19 protein-coding genes and 1 tRNA gene are annotated in these 15,271 nt (G+C 70.5%); 5 read left to right on the top strand and 15 right to left on the bottom strand.

Features of this window, described 5'->3' with window-relative positions:
* Position 1: 1 nt before the first annotated feature.
* From VM938_09780 to VM938_09750, 7 genes are all read right to left on the bottom strand, one after another.
* Positions 2-1,366: a hypothetical protein gene (locus tag VM938_09780; protein ID HVF75327.1), complete on the bottom strand. Its 1,365-nt coding sequence runs from the start codon at positions 1,364-1,366 to the stop codon at positions 2-4.
* 150 nt (positions 1,367-1,516) lie between these two features.
* Entirely contained in the window at positions 1,517-1,897 is a 381-nt protein-coding gene (locus tag VM938_09775) for a TadE family protein (protein HVF75326.1), read from the bottom strand.
* Positions 1,894-2,106 (bottom strand): hypothetical protein, encoded by a 213-nt coding sequence (locus VM938_09770; GenBank protein HVF75325.1) that lies wholly within the window; start codon positions 2,104-2,106, stop codon positions 1,894-1,896. Before VM938_09770 ends, VM938_09775 begins: the two co-directional genes overlap by 4 nt.
* Positions 2,107-2,144: 38 nt before the next feature.
* A complete protein-coding gene (locus tag VM938_09765) occupies positions 2,145-2,870 on the bottom strand; it encodes a type II secretion system F family protein (protein ID HVF75324.1) in 726 nt (241 codons plus the stop codon).
* Entirely contained in the window at positions 2,867-3,712 is an 846-nt protein-coding gene (locus VM938_09760; GenBank protein ID HVF75323.1) for a type II secretion system F family protein, read from the bottom strand. Before VM938_09760 ends, VM938_09765 begins: the two co-directional genes overlap by 4 nt.
* Positions 3,713-3,737: 25 nt before the next feature.
* On the bottom strand, positions 3,738-4,889 hold the full coding sequence (locus tag VM938_09755; GenBank protein ID HVF75322.1) for a CpaF family protein: 1,152 nt from the start codon (positions 4,887-4,889) through the stop codon (positions 3,738-3,740).
* Entirely contained in the window at positions 4,886-5,518 is a 633-nt protein-coding gene (locus VM938_09750) for a hypothetical protein (protein HVF75321.1), read from the bottom strand. The genes VM938_09755 and VM938_09750 overlap by 4 nt, the downstream gene beginning before the upstream one ends.
* Positions 5,519-5,639: 121 nt before the next feature.
* On the opposite strand from VM938_09750, the gene VM938_09745 reads away from it, so the two are divergent.
* The 4 genes from VM938_09745 (at position 5,640) to VM938_09730 (ending at position 7,467) form a co-directional block, all read left to right on the top strand.
* Positions 5,640-5,846 carry a hypothetical protein gene (locus VM938_09745; protein ID HVF75320.1) on the top strand — a complete coding sequence of 69 codons (207 nt, stop codon included), beginning with the start codon at positions 5,640-5,642 and terminating at the stop codon, positions 5,844-5,846.
* A gap of 24 nt (positions 5,847-5,870) precedes the next feature.
* Positions 5,871-6,740, top strand: coding sequence for an HAD-IB family hydrolase (locus VM938_09740; GenBank protein HVF75319.1), 870 nt, complete (start codon positions 5,871-5,873; stop codon positions 6,738-6,740).
* 87 nt (positions 6,741-6,827) lie between these two features.
* Positions 6,828-6,921, top strand: a tRNA-Sec gene (locus tag VM938_09735).
* 24 nt (positions 6,922-6,945) lie between these two features.
* Complete coding sequence (locus tag VM938_09730; GenBank protein HVF75318.1) at positions 6,946-7,467, top strand: hypothetical protein; 522 nt, start codon at positions 6,946-6,948, stop codon at positions 7,465-7,467.
* 3 nt (positions 7,468-7,470) lie between these two features.
* On the opposite strand, the gene VM938_09725 is transcribed toward VM938_09730, so the two are convergent.
* Positions 7,471-8,409: a sigma-70 family RNA polymerase sigma factor gene (locus VM938_09725; GenBank protein HVF75317.1), complete on the bottom strand. Its 939-nt coding sequence runs from the start codon at positions 8,407-8,409 to the stop codon at positions 7,471-7,473.
* Between the two features lie 166 nt (positions 8,410-8,575).
* On the opposite strand from VM938_09725, the gene VM938_09720 reads away from it, so the two are divergent.
* On the top strand, positions 8,576-8,890 hold the full coding sequence (locus tag VM938_09720) for a putative quinol monooxygenase (protein ID HVF75316.1): 315 nt from the start codon (positions 8,576-8,578) through the stop codon (positions 8,888-8,890).
* Here VM938_09720 and VM938_09715 read toward each other — a convergent pair.
* The 7 genes from VM938_09715 to glnII form a co-directional block, all read right to left on the bottom strand.
* Positions 8,875-9,438, bottom strand: coding sequence for a hypothetical protein (locus VM938_09715; GenBank protein HVF75315.1), 564 nt, complete (start codon positions 9,436-9,438; stop codon positions 8,875-8,877). The two genes, VM938_09720 and VM938_09715, sit on opposite strands and share 16 nt — an antisense overlap.
* Positions 9,439-9,442: 4 nt before the next feature.
* The gene (locus VM938_09710; GenBank protein ID HVF75314.1) at positions 9,443-10,246 is read right to left on the bottom strand and encodes a DUF455 family protein; all 804 of its coding nucleotides are present in this window, start codon (positions 10,244-10,246) and stop codon (positions 9,443-9,445) included.
* Positions 10,247-10,873 (bottom strand): hypothetical protein, encoded by a 627-nt coding sequence (locus VM938_09705; GenBank protein ID HVF75313.1) that lies wholly within the window; start codon positions 10,871-10,873, stop codon positions 10,247-10,249.
* 4 nt (positions 10,874-10,877) lie between these two features.
* On the bottom strand, positions 10,878-11,696 hold the full coding sequence (locus VM938_09700) for a DMT family transporter (protein HVF75312.1): 819 nt from the start codon (positions 11,694-11,696) through the stop codon (positions 10,878-10,880).
* 244 nt (positions 11,697-11,940) lie between these two features.
* Complete coding sequence (locus VM938_09695) at positions 11,941-13,644, bottom strand: NAD+ synthase (GenBank protein ID HVF75311.1); 1,704 nt, start codon at positions 13,642-13,644, stop codon at positions 11,941-11,943.
* 13 nt (positions 13,645-13,657) lie between these two features.
* Entirely contained in the window at positions 13,658-14,047 is a 390-nt protein-coding gene (mscL, locus tag VM938_09690; protein ID HVF75310.1) for a large conductance mechanosensitive channel protein MscL, read from the bottom strand.
* Positions 14,048-14,181: 134 nt separating this feature from the next.
* Complete coding sequence (glnII, locus tag VM938_09685; protein HVF75309.1) at positions 14,182-15,189, bottom strand: glutamine synthetase; 1,008 nt, start codon at positions 15,187-15,189, stop codon at positions 14,182-14,184.
* Positions 15,190-15,271 lie beyond the last annotated feature (82 nt).

The following is a 15,271-nucleotide window of genomic DNA, read 5'->3' as shown; positions in this document are numbered from 1 at the left end:
ACTAGCGGGTGGCCTTGGCGGTGGCCCGGCGGAGCACAACCGCCAGGCTGAGGAGGCCGGCACCGAGGAACGGCACCATCGGGAGGCCACCGGTGCGGGGCAGCTCCACCGGGGCGTCGCCACGGGGCAGCTCTTCGGGAACCTCGTCGACCTGGGCGGGCTTGCCGCCGACACCAGCCTCGGCGTGCGCCAGGGCCAGGCGGACGCCGGGGCTGTCCGACTCACCGCCGAGCAGCTCGGTGAGGCCCATCAGCAGGTCGACTCGCACGGCGTCGGCCACGGCAGTGGCGGAACCGTCTTCGTTGACCTTGGCGCTACCGGTGGCCAGGTAGATGCGGGACTCGAGCGGCGTGTTCTCGAGGATGCAGACGGCCCGGCCGTCGTCGCACACGTTGACCACAGGCTTCGACTGGGCAGGCAGCGAGCCGATGATGTCGTTGAGCTTCAGCAGGTCGGTCGGCTTGAGCACGATCTCGGTGAGGTCGAGCGAGTCGGTCAGCGTCGTGTTGAACTCGATCCGCACCAGAGCGGGATCGACCGTGGGCGTGGCCTTGCCGGTCGTGCGGTCGTAGACCGCTGTGGCCGTGGCCTCGCCGATGGTGATGGTCACCACGGGCTCGGTCGCAGGCAGGCCGTCCACCTGAGGCAGGGGAAGGATCTTGATGACCGCGCCCGCCGCAGTGGCGTTGGAGGTCACCGTGCCTGCGGCGGTGGTGACCGACGAGGTGGACTTGCCCAACGCGATGTCGAGGGTCTGGGTCTTGAGCACGCTCTCGACCAGGTCCTTGACGGTGGTGGTGGCGGGGCAAGCTGTCGCCAGGGTGGCGCACACCGGGTCGAGGACACCTGCGAGGGTGCCGCCGATGACGCCGGTGTCGACGGGCAGCTGCTGCACGACCAGTTCGGCGTCGAGCGACGCCTCGGCCACGGAGCCCTCGGCGGAAGCCGACGGAGCGCCGTCCTTGCCGGAGGCGGCGGCAGCGGAGCACACGAGGCCGACGTTGATGAAGTCGGGCAGCTCCTCGGCGAGGTCAGCCGGCTGGCACGACTTGGCCTTGGTCTCGCTGGTACCCGCAGTCGCCGTCGCCGTCTTGTCGGACCCGTAGGTGCCGACGACGGAGTCGATGGCGGCCACCGTGGTCGTGGCCTGCCCGATGCCGCGCGCCTTGGCGGCGCCGGTCGAGTTGGCCTGGGCCGCGCTCACGCCGAACGTGGCCTGCTTGCCGAGCACGGAGAGGTCGAGTGCGGAGCCGGCGGCGCTGCCCGAGAAGACCTCGGGAGAGTCCGCTTGTGCGGGTCCGGTGGCGACCGCACCTGCGAGTGCCGCCACACCCAACACCGCTGCGATCCGTCGGATCCTTGCCATTGATGCCTACCCTTCGTGTGCTTGGTCTGGGCCACCCTGGCCAGACCCGAATCAACTAGTCATGCGGATAGACGCACGACGCCACCGATGATGACGTGATCAGGACGTCGGTTTCCGGCCCCCCGACCTTGAGCGACTATCTACAAAAGACTAGTCCTCGACATAGCCTGTCACCTGCTCTTTCATCGAAATTTCCGGCAGATTTCGGCCCAGGAATCGGACATTCGTGACGGCCCGGTACGAAACGATCGCGGTAATCGACCGGCCCTCCCGCCGAGTCGCCACAGAAATTTTTTTCGGGTCGAGCCCGCGGGTGCGCAGGGCGGCTTCCCGAGCAGCCTCGGTGGTGGGCTCGACGGCTGCAGCCCGCGCCGCCTCGCGGGCTGCATGGACGACGAGCACCCGGTCCCGGGCCAACAGCCCGACCTGGGCGAGCAGGAACACCACGGCGAGCAGGATCGGCAGCACCAACGCCAACTCGACGGCGGCCTGGCCCGCCTCGTCAGGACTCGTCGCCCGCCGCCGGGTCACCTCGCCTTCCCCAGCACCTGGTCGAAGACGGCGTCGAACAGCTTGCCGACCCGGTCGGTCTTGCCCGCCCACTTGGTGACGAGCAGGGCGACGGCGGCCGCCCCGAGCAGGACGAGGGCGTATTCGGCGGCCGCCTGTCCCCGCTCGGAGCGGTCGGGGGGCGTGCGGGTGAGCCACCAGGACTGGACGGCGACAACGAGGGCGAGCATGGGCTCTTCCCCTTTCTCTGGAGTGTTCTCGGGTGTGGTCAGGGGCGCAACGCCAGGACGGCGTCGGCGATGAGTGGGGCCACGGCAAGGAGCGCGAAGGCCGGGAGGATGCAGAGCACCAGGGGGAAGAGGAGGGCCACGGGGAGCCGGCGGGCGGCCTGCTCGGCGGCGCGGCGCTGCCGCTCGCGGGCGTCGGCGGCCAGGCGTTCGAGCGCCTCGCCTACCGGTGAGCCGTAGCGCTCGCAGTCGGCCAAGGTGGCCGCCAACGGGCGCGCGGGCTCACCCGCCCGCTCGGGCAGTTCGTCGAGGGCGTCGGCGAAACGCCGCCCGCGTGTGGTCTGGTCGACGACCCGCGCCAACTCGGTGGCGAGCGGTCCGGTAGCGCGGCGAGCCACGGCGGCCACCGCGTGCGGGACCGTCATGCCTGCGCGCACCGCCAGCGACAGCAGATCGACCACTTCGGCCAGCTCGGCCTCGACGGCCTCCCGCCGTCGGCGGGCATGTCGACGTGTTTTGAGGTGCGGCCGCCCCAACACCACCGCGGCCGAGGCTGCGACGCCGAGTGGACCGAAGGCAACGGCCACCACGACGCCGACGCCGAGGGCGGCGACGGACAGGGCGGTGGCCCGAGGCGGGTCGCGGCCCCCGTGGGGATCGGGCGCCGGCAGGGGGATCGACCGTGTCGGCACGGGCCGCAGGTGGACGGCCACGGCGAGGACAAGCCCTGCCGTCGCCGCGGCCACGAGGAGGAACAGGAGGGTCACCGGCGGGCTCCGGCGGGTCGGGTGAGGCGGGCCATCCAGAGGCCACCGAGCCCGTCGAGCGACAGGCCTGCCAGCAGGCAGGCGACGCCCAACGGGGTTTCGAGCAGGAACCGGGCCGCCGGGCCGCCCGCCACGACCGTCACGAGGCAGACCACGAGGGGCGCGCCGGCGAGCACGGCAGCCGACGCCCGGGCCTGGGCCGAGAGCGACAGCGCCTCGTCCTGGGCGTCGAGGCGACGGCGGAGGGTGGCGGCCACCCCGTCGACCGCTCGGGCGGAAGCGCCGCCGGTTTCGATGGCCAGGCACAACGCCGCCACCGCCAGCAGGACGCCGGGGCGGGGGCACCGCCTTCCCCACCCCTCCAGGGCCTCGGACAACGGGATCCCGGCCGACGTCGCCCGCGCGACGACATGGAGGTCGTCACCCAGTCGCCCCGGGGTGGCTACCGCAGCGTCGGCCAACGCCTGCCGGAGCGACGCGCCGGATCGGAGCGAGCGGGCCACGGCGTCGAGCACGCCGGGCAGGGCAGCGTCGACCTTGCGCTCGCACCGGGTGCGCAGCGGACCGGCCGCCACGAACGGGGCAGAGCCCACAAGGGCAGCGGCGAGCAGTGCCAGTGCGGGTGGTGCCAGGACGGCGAGCGGGAGCACGCCCAACGCCGCGCCCCGCCAGAGGCGCCAGGCGGGATCGACCGGGAGGCCGCCCTCCTCGGCACGCCGGACGAACCAGCCCGGCACGGACGCTGCGACATGGACCGTGCGGCGCCACCGGGCGCGTGCCAGGCCGCGCAACAGGGCCGCGGCGGGGACGACGAGCGCGACCACGGCGATGCCCGTCCTCACGGCCGCGCCCTCCAAATGGTCCCGTTCACGCCGCCTCCTCGAAGGGCGGCACCGACACATCCCGCGGCGGACGAGTTGGCGGCGCGACCACAGCCGTCGGCCCGGCCAGGCGACGCACCCGGCACACGGCGGACTCGTCGGCTGCCGGCAGCACGGGCTCGCACACCTCGGTGACCGAGCGGCGGCCGTCGCGCCCGCGGGCCACGTGGACCACGAGGTCGACGGCGGCCAGCAGCTGCTCCCGCACCGCCTCGACAGGCAACCCCGTGCCCGCCAGCAGCGCCAGCGTCTCCACCCGCCGCAGCGCGTCGACGGGGCCGTTGGCGTGGCAGGTCGACAGCGACCCGTCGTGGCCGGTGTTCATGGCCTGGACCATGTCGAAGGCCTCGCTGCCCCGGACCTCGCCCACCACGATCCGGTCGGGGCGCATGCGCAGGGCGTTGCGCACCAGGTCGCGCACCGTCACCTCCCCGGCCCCTTCGGCGTTGGCGGGCCGCGCCTCGAGGCGCACCACGTGGTCGCACTGCAGGCGCAGTTCGGCGGCGTCCTCCACCGTCACCACTCGCTCCCCCGCCACCACCCCGGACGCCAGCGCCCCGAGCAGGCTGGTCTTGCCCGACGAGGTGGCCCCGGTGACCACGATGTTGCAACGGGCTGCCACCGCCCAGCGCAGGAACGCCGCCACAGGCGGCGGGCAGAAGTCGGCGATGCCGAGCGACGCGGCAGGGAAACGGCGCACGGTCAGGCACGGCCCGTCGACGGCCAGAGGCGGCAGCACGGCGTTGACCCGAGAGCCGTCGGGCAAGCGGGCGTCGACCAGTGGCGACGACCGGTCGGCCCGCAGGCCCAGCGGGGCCACGATCTTTTCCACCAGGTGGTGGATCTCGCCGTGCGACAGCCCCTCGGCCACCACGGCCAGCCGCCCCTCGCGCTCGACCCACACCCGGCCGTCGCCGTTGACGATCACCTCGCTCACCGATGCGTCGGCCAACAGCCGGTCGAGCCGCCCAAGCCCGTGCATGTCGGCCAGCACGTCGTCGACCACCCTTGCCACCTCCGCCGAGGGGAGCAGCGGCGCCTCTTCGACCACCAGTTCAGCGGGCGAGGCAACGGACGTTTCGGCCAACAGCCGTCGATGCACGCGTGCCCGCAGTTCGTCACGGGCAGCCCGGCTCACCGCAGCCCCCGCAGCGCACGGGCCAACGACCGCGGCACCCGCGTGGCCAACGTGCCGCCGTCGACGGCGCGCGCCACCAGCGGGTCGACGGGCACCCGGGCGACGACCGGCACCGTCACTGCCGCAGTGATGTCGTGGCCGGTCAGGCCGTGGCCTTTCTCGTCGACCACCACGACACCGGTCGGACGCACCAAGGAGTCGAGCGCCCGTCGCAGCCCCAGGAAACAGGGTCGCAGCACGAGCAGCGACACCGGCATGGCCGCAGCCACCGCCATGCCCAGCCCGCAGGACGGTGGGCCGCAGTCGACCACCACGTCGTCGCGGGCCAGCAAGGCCGCCACCAGCCGGTCGCTGGATCCCGAGCCGTTGCCCACCGGCAGCACCCGCAGGCCGCCGCCCGCGTCGATCAGCAGGCGGTCGAGGGCCTCGGGTTCGGCGTCGGGCGCGGCCAGCCAGTCGCGCACCCCGGGCCCGGCGGGCGGGGGCAGTCCCAACGCATGCGGGGCGTCGCCGCCCAAGTCGACGAGCACGGCGCCGCCGGGAGACGAGCGAGCTCGCAGCAATGCAAGTGCGGCAGCGATGACGGTGGTGCCGCTTCCACCCTTGGCCGACCAACAGGCGACCGCCATGTACGTCCCTCCGAAGGCGCGTCGAACGAGGCTTCGGGGGAGTTGGTGCGCCGAACATAGGCCCGCAGCGCGATCGCGCACAAGGGGTTTTACGCAGGGCGTCGCCGGGCACGGAGCCCGCATGTCCGCGTGGCTGCTCCTGAGCATTCCGGGGACGCTGCTGTTGCTCAGCGCCGTCCTGTTCCTGTCGGGCCAAGCCGAGGATCGCTTCCTGTCACCCCGGTCGCTGATCGTGGGGGCGACGAAGGCCCGCTGGAACTCGCCGGAGTACGCCGAGGCGTTCGTAGCCCGCCAGTTCGAGCGCCTGCTGCGCGATTACCAGCACTGACCACGCTTCCCTAGGCTCGCCGCCATGGAGGCGGCCTTCTTCGACCTGGACAAGACCGTCATCGCCAAAGCGTCGATGGTCGCCTTCGGCCGTCCCTTCTACAACGAGGGGCTCATCTCGCGGCGCCACGTGGCCCGGGCCATGTACGGCCAGCTCGTCTACATGCACCTCGGCGCGGGCGAGCAAAAGCTGGCCCGCATCCGCGAGTCGGTGCTTCGCCTGACCCGAGGGTGGGACCAGGAGCGGGTGCGGCGCATCGTGCGCGAAACCCTGGAGGAGACGGTCGAGCCCATCATCTACGCCGAGGCCGCCGAACTGATCGCCGAGCACCGGGCGGCGGGGCGGCGGGTGTTCATCATCTCGGCCTCGCCCGAGGAGATCGTGCAGCCGCTGGCCGAGTACCTGGGCGTCGACGAGGCCATCGCCAGCCGAGCCCAGGTGGACGCCGAGGGCCGCTACACCGGCGAGATGGCGTTCTACGCCTACGGCCCGTTCAAGGCCGACGCCATGCACGAGGTTGCCGAGCGCGAGGACATCGACCTGGCGGCGTCCTACGCCTACTCCGACTCCTACACCGACGCCCCCATGCTGGAGGTCGTCGGCCATCCCGTGGTGGTGAACCCCGACCGGGTGCTGCTCAAGCTGGCGCGGGAACGGGGGTGGGAGGTGCGCCACTTCACCCGGCCCGTCCCTCTGCGGACGCGGCGAGTGCCGACGCCGCCGCCGGGACCGACGGTCGCGCTCGGCGGCGTTGCCGCCGCTGCTGCCGGCGCCGCCTTGGTGTGGTGGCGGTGGCGAGGGGGCACGACGCCGCCCCCGCCGCCGACGCGGTGGGAGCGGGTTACTCGACGCGCAGCTTCTTGGCAGCTACCGCACCGAGGGCCACGAGGATGAGCAGCAGGAAAAGCTTCTTCATGGCCGCGCACGCTACCCCGCTCTGACAGCCTTCCCTACCTCGACTGCGCAGTAGCGTCGCCGGTCGGAGGTGTCCGGGCACCTGGTGGGCTCCCCCGCCTTCAAAGCGGGTGGTCGTAGTGACCCTGCGACGGCGGGTTCGATTCCCGTCCACCTCCGCTCAGTCCGATTTACGGTGTCCCCCGTGCAACTCACGGTGCTTGTGCAGGGCTGGTACGAGTCGAGCGAAGAGTTCGCGCAGGTCGCGGCGGTTGCCGAACGCCTCCGCGACCACCTCGGCGGTGGCGAGATGGCACGGCTGGTGACCGAGTTGAACCAGCCCGGTGCGTCGAGCGCCCTTATTCAGCGGACCTTCCTGCAGTTCGCTCGAGACCTTGGCTTTCGCGACGAATCGAAAGGCTTGTTCGCCGAGTACGACAACTCCGCCCTCCGTCCTGACTACTTCATGCCGCTCGGAGCTACTGGGATCCTTATGGAAGTCGAACGAGGCAAGACCACGATCAACAACATGGACCTGCTCGATTTCTGGAAGTGCCATCTCTGCGAACACGCGCAGTATCTGTTCCTGCTCGTCCCGACGGCCCTTCGTCAGAATCCTGTGGCCCGCCCTCGGAACGAGTACATCGCGGTAACACGCCGCCTGAGAACCTTCTTCGTCCCCCGGAATTACACCAACGTGCGGGGTGCGTTCGTCTTCGGGTACTGACGCTCACACGGTGAGCAGGTCGCGGGCTCCCGTGTCGCTGGAGGGATGGCGCAGCTTCGACATGGCACGCGCCTCGATCTGGCGGATGCGCTCCCGGGTGAGGTTGAAGTGCTCGCCCACCTCTTCGAGCGTGCGGGGCTCGCCCCGGTCGAGGCCGAAGCGCAGCCGCAGGATCTCGCGCTCGCGGTCGTCGAGCGGGTCGAGCAGGCGGGCGATCTCCTCGCGCAACAAGGCGGCGGCGGCCATCTCGAACGGCGATTCGGCGGCCCGGTCCTCGACCACGTCGCCCAGCTCGGCGTCGCCGTCTTCCCGCAAGGGCTCCGACAGCGACAACGGCTCGGCGGCAAAACGCAGCGCCTCGGTGACCTTGTCCTCGGGCATCTCGACCTCCACTGACAGCTCAGTCAGCGTGGCGGGACGGCCCAGCTTCAGCTCCAAACGGGAGCGGGCTTTTTGCAGCCGGGCCAACGTGTCGCCCGCGTGGACGGGCAGGCGAATGGTGCGGCCGGTGTTGGCGATGCCGCGGGTGATGGCCTGGCGAATCCACCAGGTGGCGTAGGTCGAGAACTTGAAGCCTTTGCGCCAGTCGAACTTCTCGACTGCGTGCATGAGGCCGAGGTTGCCCTCTTGGATCAGGTCGAGCAGCGGCAGGCCGGACGCCTGGTACTTCTTGGCGATGGACACGACCAGCCGCAGGTTGGACTGCACGAATGCCCGCTGGGCGTCGTCGCCGGCCTGCACCTGACGTCGCAGCTCACGGCGGCGGGCGGCGGGGATGTCCTTGCCCCTCTTCTCCACTTCGGCCCGGGCGGCATTGCCGGCTTCGATGGCCTGGGCGAGGCGAACCTCATCGTCCTTGGTGAGCAGTGCGTACTGCCCGATGTCCGTGAGGTAGAGGCGAACGAGGTCTTCCTCGTCGCGCTCCACACGCTCCTTCGCCAAGTTCCGAACCCTTTGCTTCCAGCAGCCGTGGATGGGGTCGCACTGTCACCATAACGGGGCCGTCAAGATGCCCCGCCGGTACGTTCTGACCCCTTCCAGCCCCTTTCTTCCTGTCCAACGGGTTCGACGGGAGGGACATGACCTCCTTCCGGTAGCGTCCGGGGCCGTGACGGGCGACGACGGGGTCACGCTGGTGACGCTGGCCTTCGAGGCGGCCGACGCCGATCGGCTGGCCGCCGTACTGGCGCGCTACGTGGTGCTGAGCCGGTCGCACGAGGGCTGCCGCAACATCGACCTGTGCCACTCGGCGCTGCGGCCCGAGCGCTTCGTGATCATCGAGAAGTGGGAGTCGTCGGAGGCCCAACGAGCCCACCTCGACTCGCCCGAGTTCGCCGCCTTGGCGCGTGCGTGCGAGGGGTTGCTGGCGAAGCCCCCCGACATCGACCTACTCGACGGGGTGTCGGCTCACGACTTGGCGTAACGGGCGGCCGTCGTCTCGGCGCAGGCGGCGTCGAGGTCGGCCCACGTCAGCCGTTCGGCCGACCACAGCCGCTCGAACACCCGGTCGGCGGTGTCGGTAAAGCCGTGGCGGTTGCGGAAGTGGTAGAGCCGGCGGGCCTTCTGCGGGAAGTAGCCCGCCCGCTGGCACCGGCCCACGGCGTAGGCGTCCCACGCGGTGTGCTGCTGGAGGGTGAGCTCGTCGTCGACGGGGGCGTCGGCAAAGGCGGGGTCGAGGCGATCGGCCGCTCGGAACAACAGGCGGCCCACCACGTCGACCACCGAACGGTCGCTCAACGTGCGCGGCACCTTGGCGTTCTCGAAGGCGCCGCCTTGCACGGCGATGGTGACGGGCTCGAGCGACGTGAGCTGCGACCGGCCCAAGGGCACCCGCTCGTCGACCTCGACGCGCACCTCGGCATCGGCGGGCAGGCCGACCCGGTCGGCGACCTCGGCCACCAACTCGGCGATGCGACCGGCGTCGAAGTCGACGAGGCTGAACGTCTCGGGGGTGACGACGACGCGAGCCACCGGATCAGCGGGCGTCGGCTTCGGCCCGGGCCTGCCGGGAAAGCTCGGAGATCTCGTCGACCTCGTCGGTGGTGAAGCCCGCCATCTCCCGGAACCGGCGGGCCAGCTTCACCGGGCTGTCGTCCTCGTCGCCCCGGAAGCCTCCGGCCGAGAACAGCTTGTCGACCACCCTCTGGAACTCCAAGGCGCGAGCCCGTCGTTCAGGGGCGTCGGCGGTGAGCCGGCGCAGCCAGTCGGAGCCCATCTTCACGTGGGTGACCTCGTCGGCCAGCATCCAGTCCTCGCAGAACTCGAGCACGGGGTCGTCGGTGGCCTGGCCGTAGTCGCGCATGGTGTTGAAGACGTCGATGGCGAGTCCTTCGAGGGCACGGTTCACGCCGGTGAGCCGCAGCACGGGGTCGGGGTTGCAGGCCGCTTCGAAGAGGATGACGTTCTCGGCGTACTCCCCCACCTCGGTGCCCATCCAGTCGCCCAGCTTCACCGAGATCTCACAGTGGCGGGCTTCGTCCCAGCACTGCCGGGCCATGTCGAGCTTGAGTTCGAAGGGGGCGTCGGGGCCGACCTCGAAGTCCCAACAGGTGCGGCCCGCGCCTTCGAGCGCCTGGATCTCGCCGGTGAAGATGGCATGCATCATCGCCCGCGCTGCGTCGGGTGACTCGTGTCGTTCGGGCTTGAGCTGCACGCCCGGCCGGCGCTTCCCGCCAGGTTCGCGGGGGACCTGCCGGGGGTCGCTGAACCGGTCCTCGGTGCTGAGCCGCACGAACCGTTCGTCACGGGCCAGCTCGGTTGCCTGCATGTGCCGCTTCATTTAGCCGATGCTCCCCGGTCCGACGATGCCGCCTGCGCGCACCAGGATGGCTTCGAGCCGGGCCTGGTGGGCGGCGGCCCGCTGCACTTCTTCCTCGTTCTCGATCAACGACTGCAGCAGCATCTCGCCGTCGCGCCAGTCGTCGAACTCGTCGTCGAGGGCGTGGCGCAACGAACGGATGGTGGGGGCGTCGGTGATCTGCGAGGTGTTGTTGAGGTGGTGCGTGTAGGCCGCGATCTTGTGCGGGATCAGCACTCGGTAGACCCCGACGAGCTTCTCGATGGTCTGATCGGGCGCTTCCGGCTCGGTCATGGCGTCGAAGAACGCCACCACGTCGTCGTTGGCGGGCTGGGTGAGCCGCTCGGGGTTCATCTCCCGCAGCTCGGGCAGGCGCTTGTGCCACAGCTCGGCGTGCCAGGCGTGCTTGTAGGTGTGGGTGCCGAGGCGCATCTTCACGTCGAGTTCGGGCACGGTGGCGATCCAGCCTCCGAGCGCCTCGAACAGGCGCATCTCCACCCACTTGTAGTTGCCGACGCGCCGGGCCGACTCCTCGACGGTGAAGGCCCCGGGCAGCTCCCGCCGGTCCCAGGGGGCGAAGGCGGGGCGAGGCTTCGTGGCATCGGCCATTTGGTCATTCTGGCGCAGTCTCGGCTACGGCGACGCCTCCGAGGATGAGCACGGCGCCGACCAGCGCCAGCGCCGCAAGGCCTTCGCCGGTGGCGTAGCCGAGCACGGCCGCGCTCACCGGTTCCATCATCAGCAGCAACGAGGTGCGGGTGGGGCCGACCCGGCGCTGGCCGTAGACCTGGAGGACGAAGGCCACGGCCGACGCGGTCACGCCGGTGTAGGCGGCCGCCGCCCATGCCCGGGCGGTGAGGTCGAGCCCGCCGATGGCCAGGCAGACGAGGCCGACGAAGGCCAGCTGCACGGCGGTCAGCGCCATGGTGTCGAAGCGGGGCGACAGTTCCGACAGCAGCAGGATGTGCACGGCGAAGGCAAAGGCGCAGCCGAGGGTGAGCGCCTCGCCGCGGCCGAAGCCGATGTCGGTGGCGCCGGTCAGGAAGAACAAGCCGACGGCCGCCAGGACGACGCCCGCCGCCACCCGACGCGACGGCGGCCGGCGCAGCACGACGGCCGCCAACACCGGCACGATCACTACCAGCAGGTAGGTGACGAAGGCCGACACCGAGGCCGTCGTGTACTGCAAGCCGATGGTCTGGAACAGGTACCCGACCAGGAGGGCGACGCCGCACAGCAGCCCCGCCTTGGTGCGACCGGGCTGGCGCGGTGCCCGCAGCGCGAACGGCGCCAGCGCCACCGCCCCGATGAGGAAGCGGACGGCGAGGAAGGGGACGGGCTCCACGTGGCGCACGGCGTCCTGCACCACCACGAACGTGGTTCCGAACAGCACGCCCGCGGCGGCGACGGCGAGGTGGGCGCGCACGTGCATCGGCGCATCAGCTTGCCCCGCGCTGGGTGGGTGAAGCGACGACAGAGACGGGACACCCAGGCCTATAGGTAAAGGCCGCAAAGTGCGGATCGAGAAAGCGATGCATGGACACCAGCCCGTACCCGAACGAATCGACCGTCATCTACGCCCAAGTTGTTGTCCACTGCCATGAGCGTTCGCGCCATACCGCAAGGACGGTGGCGGCGCTCGCCATGTTCGTCCGGGCAGTAGCGCTTGCGGCGTCCTACCTGTAGCCGTTGGTGATCGGCACTCGGCGGTCCTTGCCGAACGCCTTCTGCGTGACGCGCACGCCGGGCGGCATCTGCCGCCGCTTGTACTCGGCCCGGTCGACCATGGCCACGATGCGCCGCACCAGCGCGCCGTCGAAGCCCGCTTCCTCCAGGTCGCCCGCGGTGAGGTCGCCTTCGACGTAGCCCTCCAGGATGGGGTCGAGCACTTCGTAGGGCGGCAGGCTCTGGTCGTCGCGCTGGCCGGGCCGAAGCTCGGCCGACGGCGGCTTGTCGAGCACCGCCTCGGGGATGACCTCGCCCCCCTCGTTGCGGTAGCGGCACAACTCGTACACCAGTGTTTTGGGCACGTCCTTGATGACGGCGAAGCCCCCTGCGCTGTCGCCGTAGAGCGTCGAGTAACCGACGGCCAGCTCGCTCTTGTTGCCGGTGGTGAGCACCAGCCAGCCGAACTTGTTGGAGAGCGCCATGAGCAGCACGCCCCGCACGCGCGACTGGATGTTCTCTTCGGTGAGGTCCTCGTCGCGCCCTGCGAACGACGGCGCCAGCATGTCGACCAGCGCAGCGTGGGCGGGCTCGATGGGGATGACCCTGTAGTCGATGCCCAACCGCTCGGCCATGGCCTGGGCGTCGTCGAGGCTGCCTTGGCTGGAGTACCGCGACGGCATCGACACGCCGTGCACGTGGTCGGCGCCGAGGGCGTCGACGGCGACGGCCGCCACCAACGACGAGTCGATGCCACCGGACAACCCGATGACCACGTCGGTGAAGCCGTTCTTGTGCACGTAGTCGCGAGTGCCGAGCACCAACGCCTCGTACACCTCGGCGGCGGGCCGCAACGGCTCGACGCGGGCAGGCAGGCGCTCGTCGTCGTTGGCCAGCGCCGTCTCGGTGACCATGACCGTGGGCAGCGCCGGCGCACTGGCGCGGCCGCGGGGGTCGAGCAGTCGCTTGCGGAAGACGGGACGCACGTCGAGGTCGACGATCAGATCGTGCTCGACGAACTGCGGCGCGGAAGCCACTAGCTCACCGTGCTCGTCGTAGACGAGGGAGCCGCCGTCGAAGACGAGCTCGTCCTGCCCGCCCACCTGGTTGACGTAGACGAGCGCAACCGAGGCGTCGGCCGCCCGGGTGGCGAGCATGCGCATGCGGTCGCCCACGCGACCGGCGTGGTACGGCGAGGCGTTGATGTTCAAGATGAGCTCGGCGCCGCCCGCCGCTTGTTCGGCGATGGGGCCCGACGGGCTCCAACTGTCCTCGCACACCGAGATGCCGCAACGCACGCCCGCGATGGTGAACAAGGTGGGCGTGCGCGTGCCCGCCGTGAAATAACGCTGTTCGTCGAAGACGGCGTAGTTGGGCAGCAAGCGCTTGTGGTAAACGCCCTGCACGGCCCCGTTGGCCAGCACGGCCGCCGCGTTGTGGAGGTCGCGGTCGTAGTCGACGAAGCCCACGATCGCCGCGGTGCGGCCGGTGCGCGCCGCCAGCTTGGCCAGGGCCTCTTGGTTGTCGGCCACGAAGCCCGACTTCAGCAGCAGGTCCTCGGGCGGGTACCCGGTGATGGCGAGTTCGGGGAACACCGCCACGTCGGCCCCCGCCGCCTCCGCCCGCTCCAAGGCGGCAAGGATGCAGGCGACGTTGCCGTCGAGGTCGCCCACCACGGTGTTGATCTGGCAGGCGGCAATGCGGATGCGGGGCACGAAACCAGCGTACTTAGGGTCGCTGGGACCGCAGGAGGTCGCGGATCTCGGCCAGCAGCACGGCCTCGTCGGAGGGCGGCGGCGCGTCGTCGGCCGGGAGGTCGGTGGTGGCCCGCAGCTTCTGCGCCTTCGACGCCGCCTTCAGCACCAGAAACATGACCAGGGCCACGACGACGAACGAGAAGACGGTGTTGAGGAACTTGCCGTAGGCGACTTGGCCGTCGCCGACCTCGATCACCAGCCGGCTGAAGTCGGGCTGGCCGCCGGCGGCGGCAATGAGCGGCGTGACCACGTCGGCCACGAGCGAGGCGACCACCGCCCCGAAAGCCACGCCGAGGATCACGGCGGTGGCCAGGTCGAGCAGGTTCCCGCGGAACAGGAAGTTCTTGAACTCTTTGAGCATGGGCGATGTCTACCCGCCGTCACCGAAGTTGCGTAGGAATCGACGCGGAAAACGGCGCGTTTCCTACGCAACTTCGGGGTGGGGCGCGACGAAGGGGCCAGCGCTCAGCGCCGGCCCCTTCGTGTGCGTAGTTCTCAGCTTGTGGTGAGGGCCGAGCAGCAGGTCTCGGTGATGAGGCGGGTCACCACGTAGGGATCGCAGTTGGCGTTGGGCCGGCGGTCCTCGATGTAGCCCTTCTTGTCGACCTCGACCTGCCACGGGATGCGCACCGACGCACCGCGGTCGGAGACGCCGTAGCTGAACTCGGTCCACGGGGCGGTTTCGTGGAGGCCGGTCAGCCGGTGCTCGATGTCGGCGCCGTAGTTGGCCACGTGCTCGTCAGCCCGCTTCCCGAGCGCCTCGCACGCCGTGATGATGGCGTCGTATGTCTCGCGCATGGCCTTGGTCGAGAAGTTGGTGTGCGCACCGGCGCCGTTCCAGTCGCCCTTGACCGGCTTGGGGTCGACGGTGGCGGTGATGCCGAACTCCTCGGCCGTGCGGTAGAGCAGCCAACGGGACATCCAGAGTTGGTCGGACACCTCGAGGGGCGACAGCGGCCCCACCTGGAACTCCCACTGGCCGGGCATGACCTCGGCGTTGATGCCCGACAGCGAGATGCCGGCGGCCAAGCAGTTCTCCAGGTGGGCCTCGACGACCTCACGGCCGAAGACCTCGTCGGCGCCCACGCCGCAGTAGTAGAAGCCCTGCGGGGCGGGGAAGCCGCCGCCCTCGGGGAACCCGAGCGGCCGGCCGGCCTTGAAGAACGTGTACTCCTGCTCGATGCCGAACAGCGGCTCCTGGTCGCCGAACTGCTCGGCGACCGGCCGCAGCTTGGCCCGGGTGTTGGTGGCGTGCGGCGTCATGTCGGGCAGCAGCACCTCGCACATCACGAGGATGGCGTCGCCGCCCCGGATGGGATCGGCGAACGTGGCCACCGGCTGCAGCACGCAGTCGGAGTTGCGCCCCGGCGCCTGGTTGGTGCTGGAGCCGTCGAAGCCCCAGATGGGAGGTTCGGCGCCGTCGGCCAGAACCTTGGTCTTCGACCGCAAGCGTGCGGTCGGCTCCGTCCCGTCGATCCAGATGTACTCGGCCAAGTAGCTCACGGTTCTGTCCCTTTGCCCTCGCGGTGTTGCACCGACTGTGCCACGAGAGGCTCGCAGCGTGCAGTTTCACAACGGTTCCACT

The organism is Acidimicrobiales bacterium, from assembly GCA_035536915.1.
GTDB lineage: Bacteria > Actinomycetota > Acidimicrobiia > Acidimicrobiales > JAHWLA01 > JAHWLA01.
The sequence above is the reverse complement of the archived record's forward strand: the minus strand, read 5'-3'. Positions and strand labels throughout refer to the sequence as shown.

Excerpts from the sequence above, each read along its gene's own strand:
- VM938_09710 (HVF75314.1), bottom strand. The coding sequence starts at position 10,246 with ATGAAGCGGCACATGCAGGCAACCGAGCTGGCCCGTGACGAACGGTTC.
- mscL (HVF75310.1), bottom strand. The coding sequence starts at position 14,047 with ATGCTCAAAGAGTTCAAGAACTTCCTGTTCCGCGGGAACCTGCTCGAC.
- VM938_09780 (HVF75327.1), bottom strand. The coding sequence starts at position 1,366 with ATGGCAAGGATCCGACGGATCGCAGCGGTGTTGGGTGTGGCGGCACTC.
- VM938_09700 (HVF75312.1), bottom strand. The coding sequence starts at position 11,696 with ATGCACGTGCGCGCCCACCTCGCCGTCGCCGCCGCGGGCGTGCTGTTC.
- VM938_09705 (HVF75313.1), bottom strand. The coding sequence starts at position 10,873 with ATGGCCGATGCCACGAAGCCTCGCCCCGCCTTCGCCCCCTGGGACCGG.
- VM938_09740 (HVF75319.1), top strand. The coding sequence starts at position 5,871 with ATGGAGGCGGCCTTCTTCGACCTGGACAAGACCGTCATCGCCAAAGCG.
- VM938_09770 (HVF75325.1), bottom strand. The coding sequence starts at position 2,106 with ATGCTCGCCCTCGTTGTCGCCGTCCAGTCCTGGTGGCTCACCCGCACG.
- VM938_09745 (HVF75320.1), top strand. The coding sequence starts at position 5,640 with ATGTCCGCGTGGCTGCTCCTGAGCATTCCGGGGACGCTGCTGTTGCTC.
- VM938_09750 (HVF75321.1), bottom strand. The coding sequence starts at position 5,518 with ATGGCGGTCGCCTGTTGGTCGGCCAAGGGTGGAAGCGGCACCACCGTC.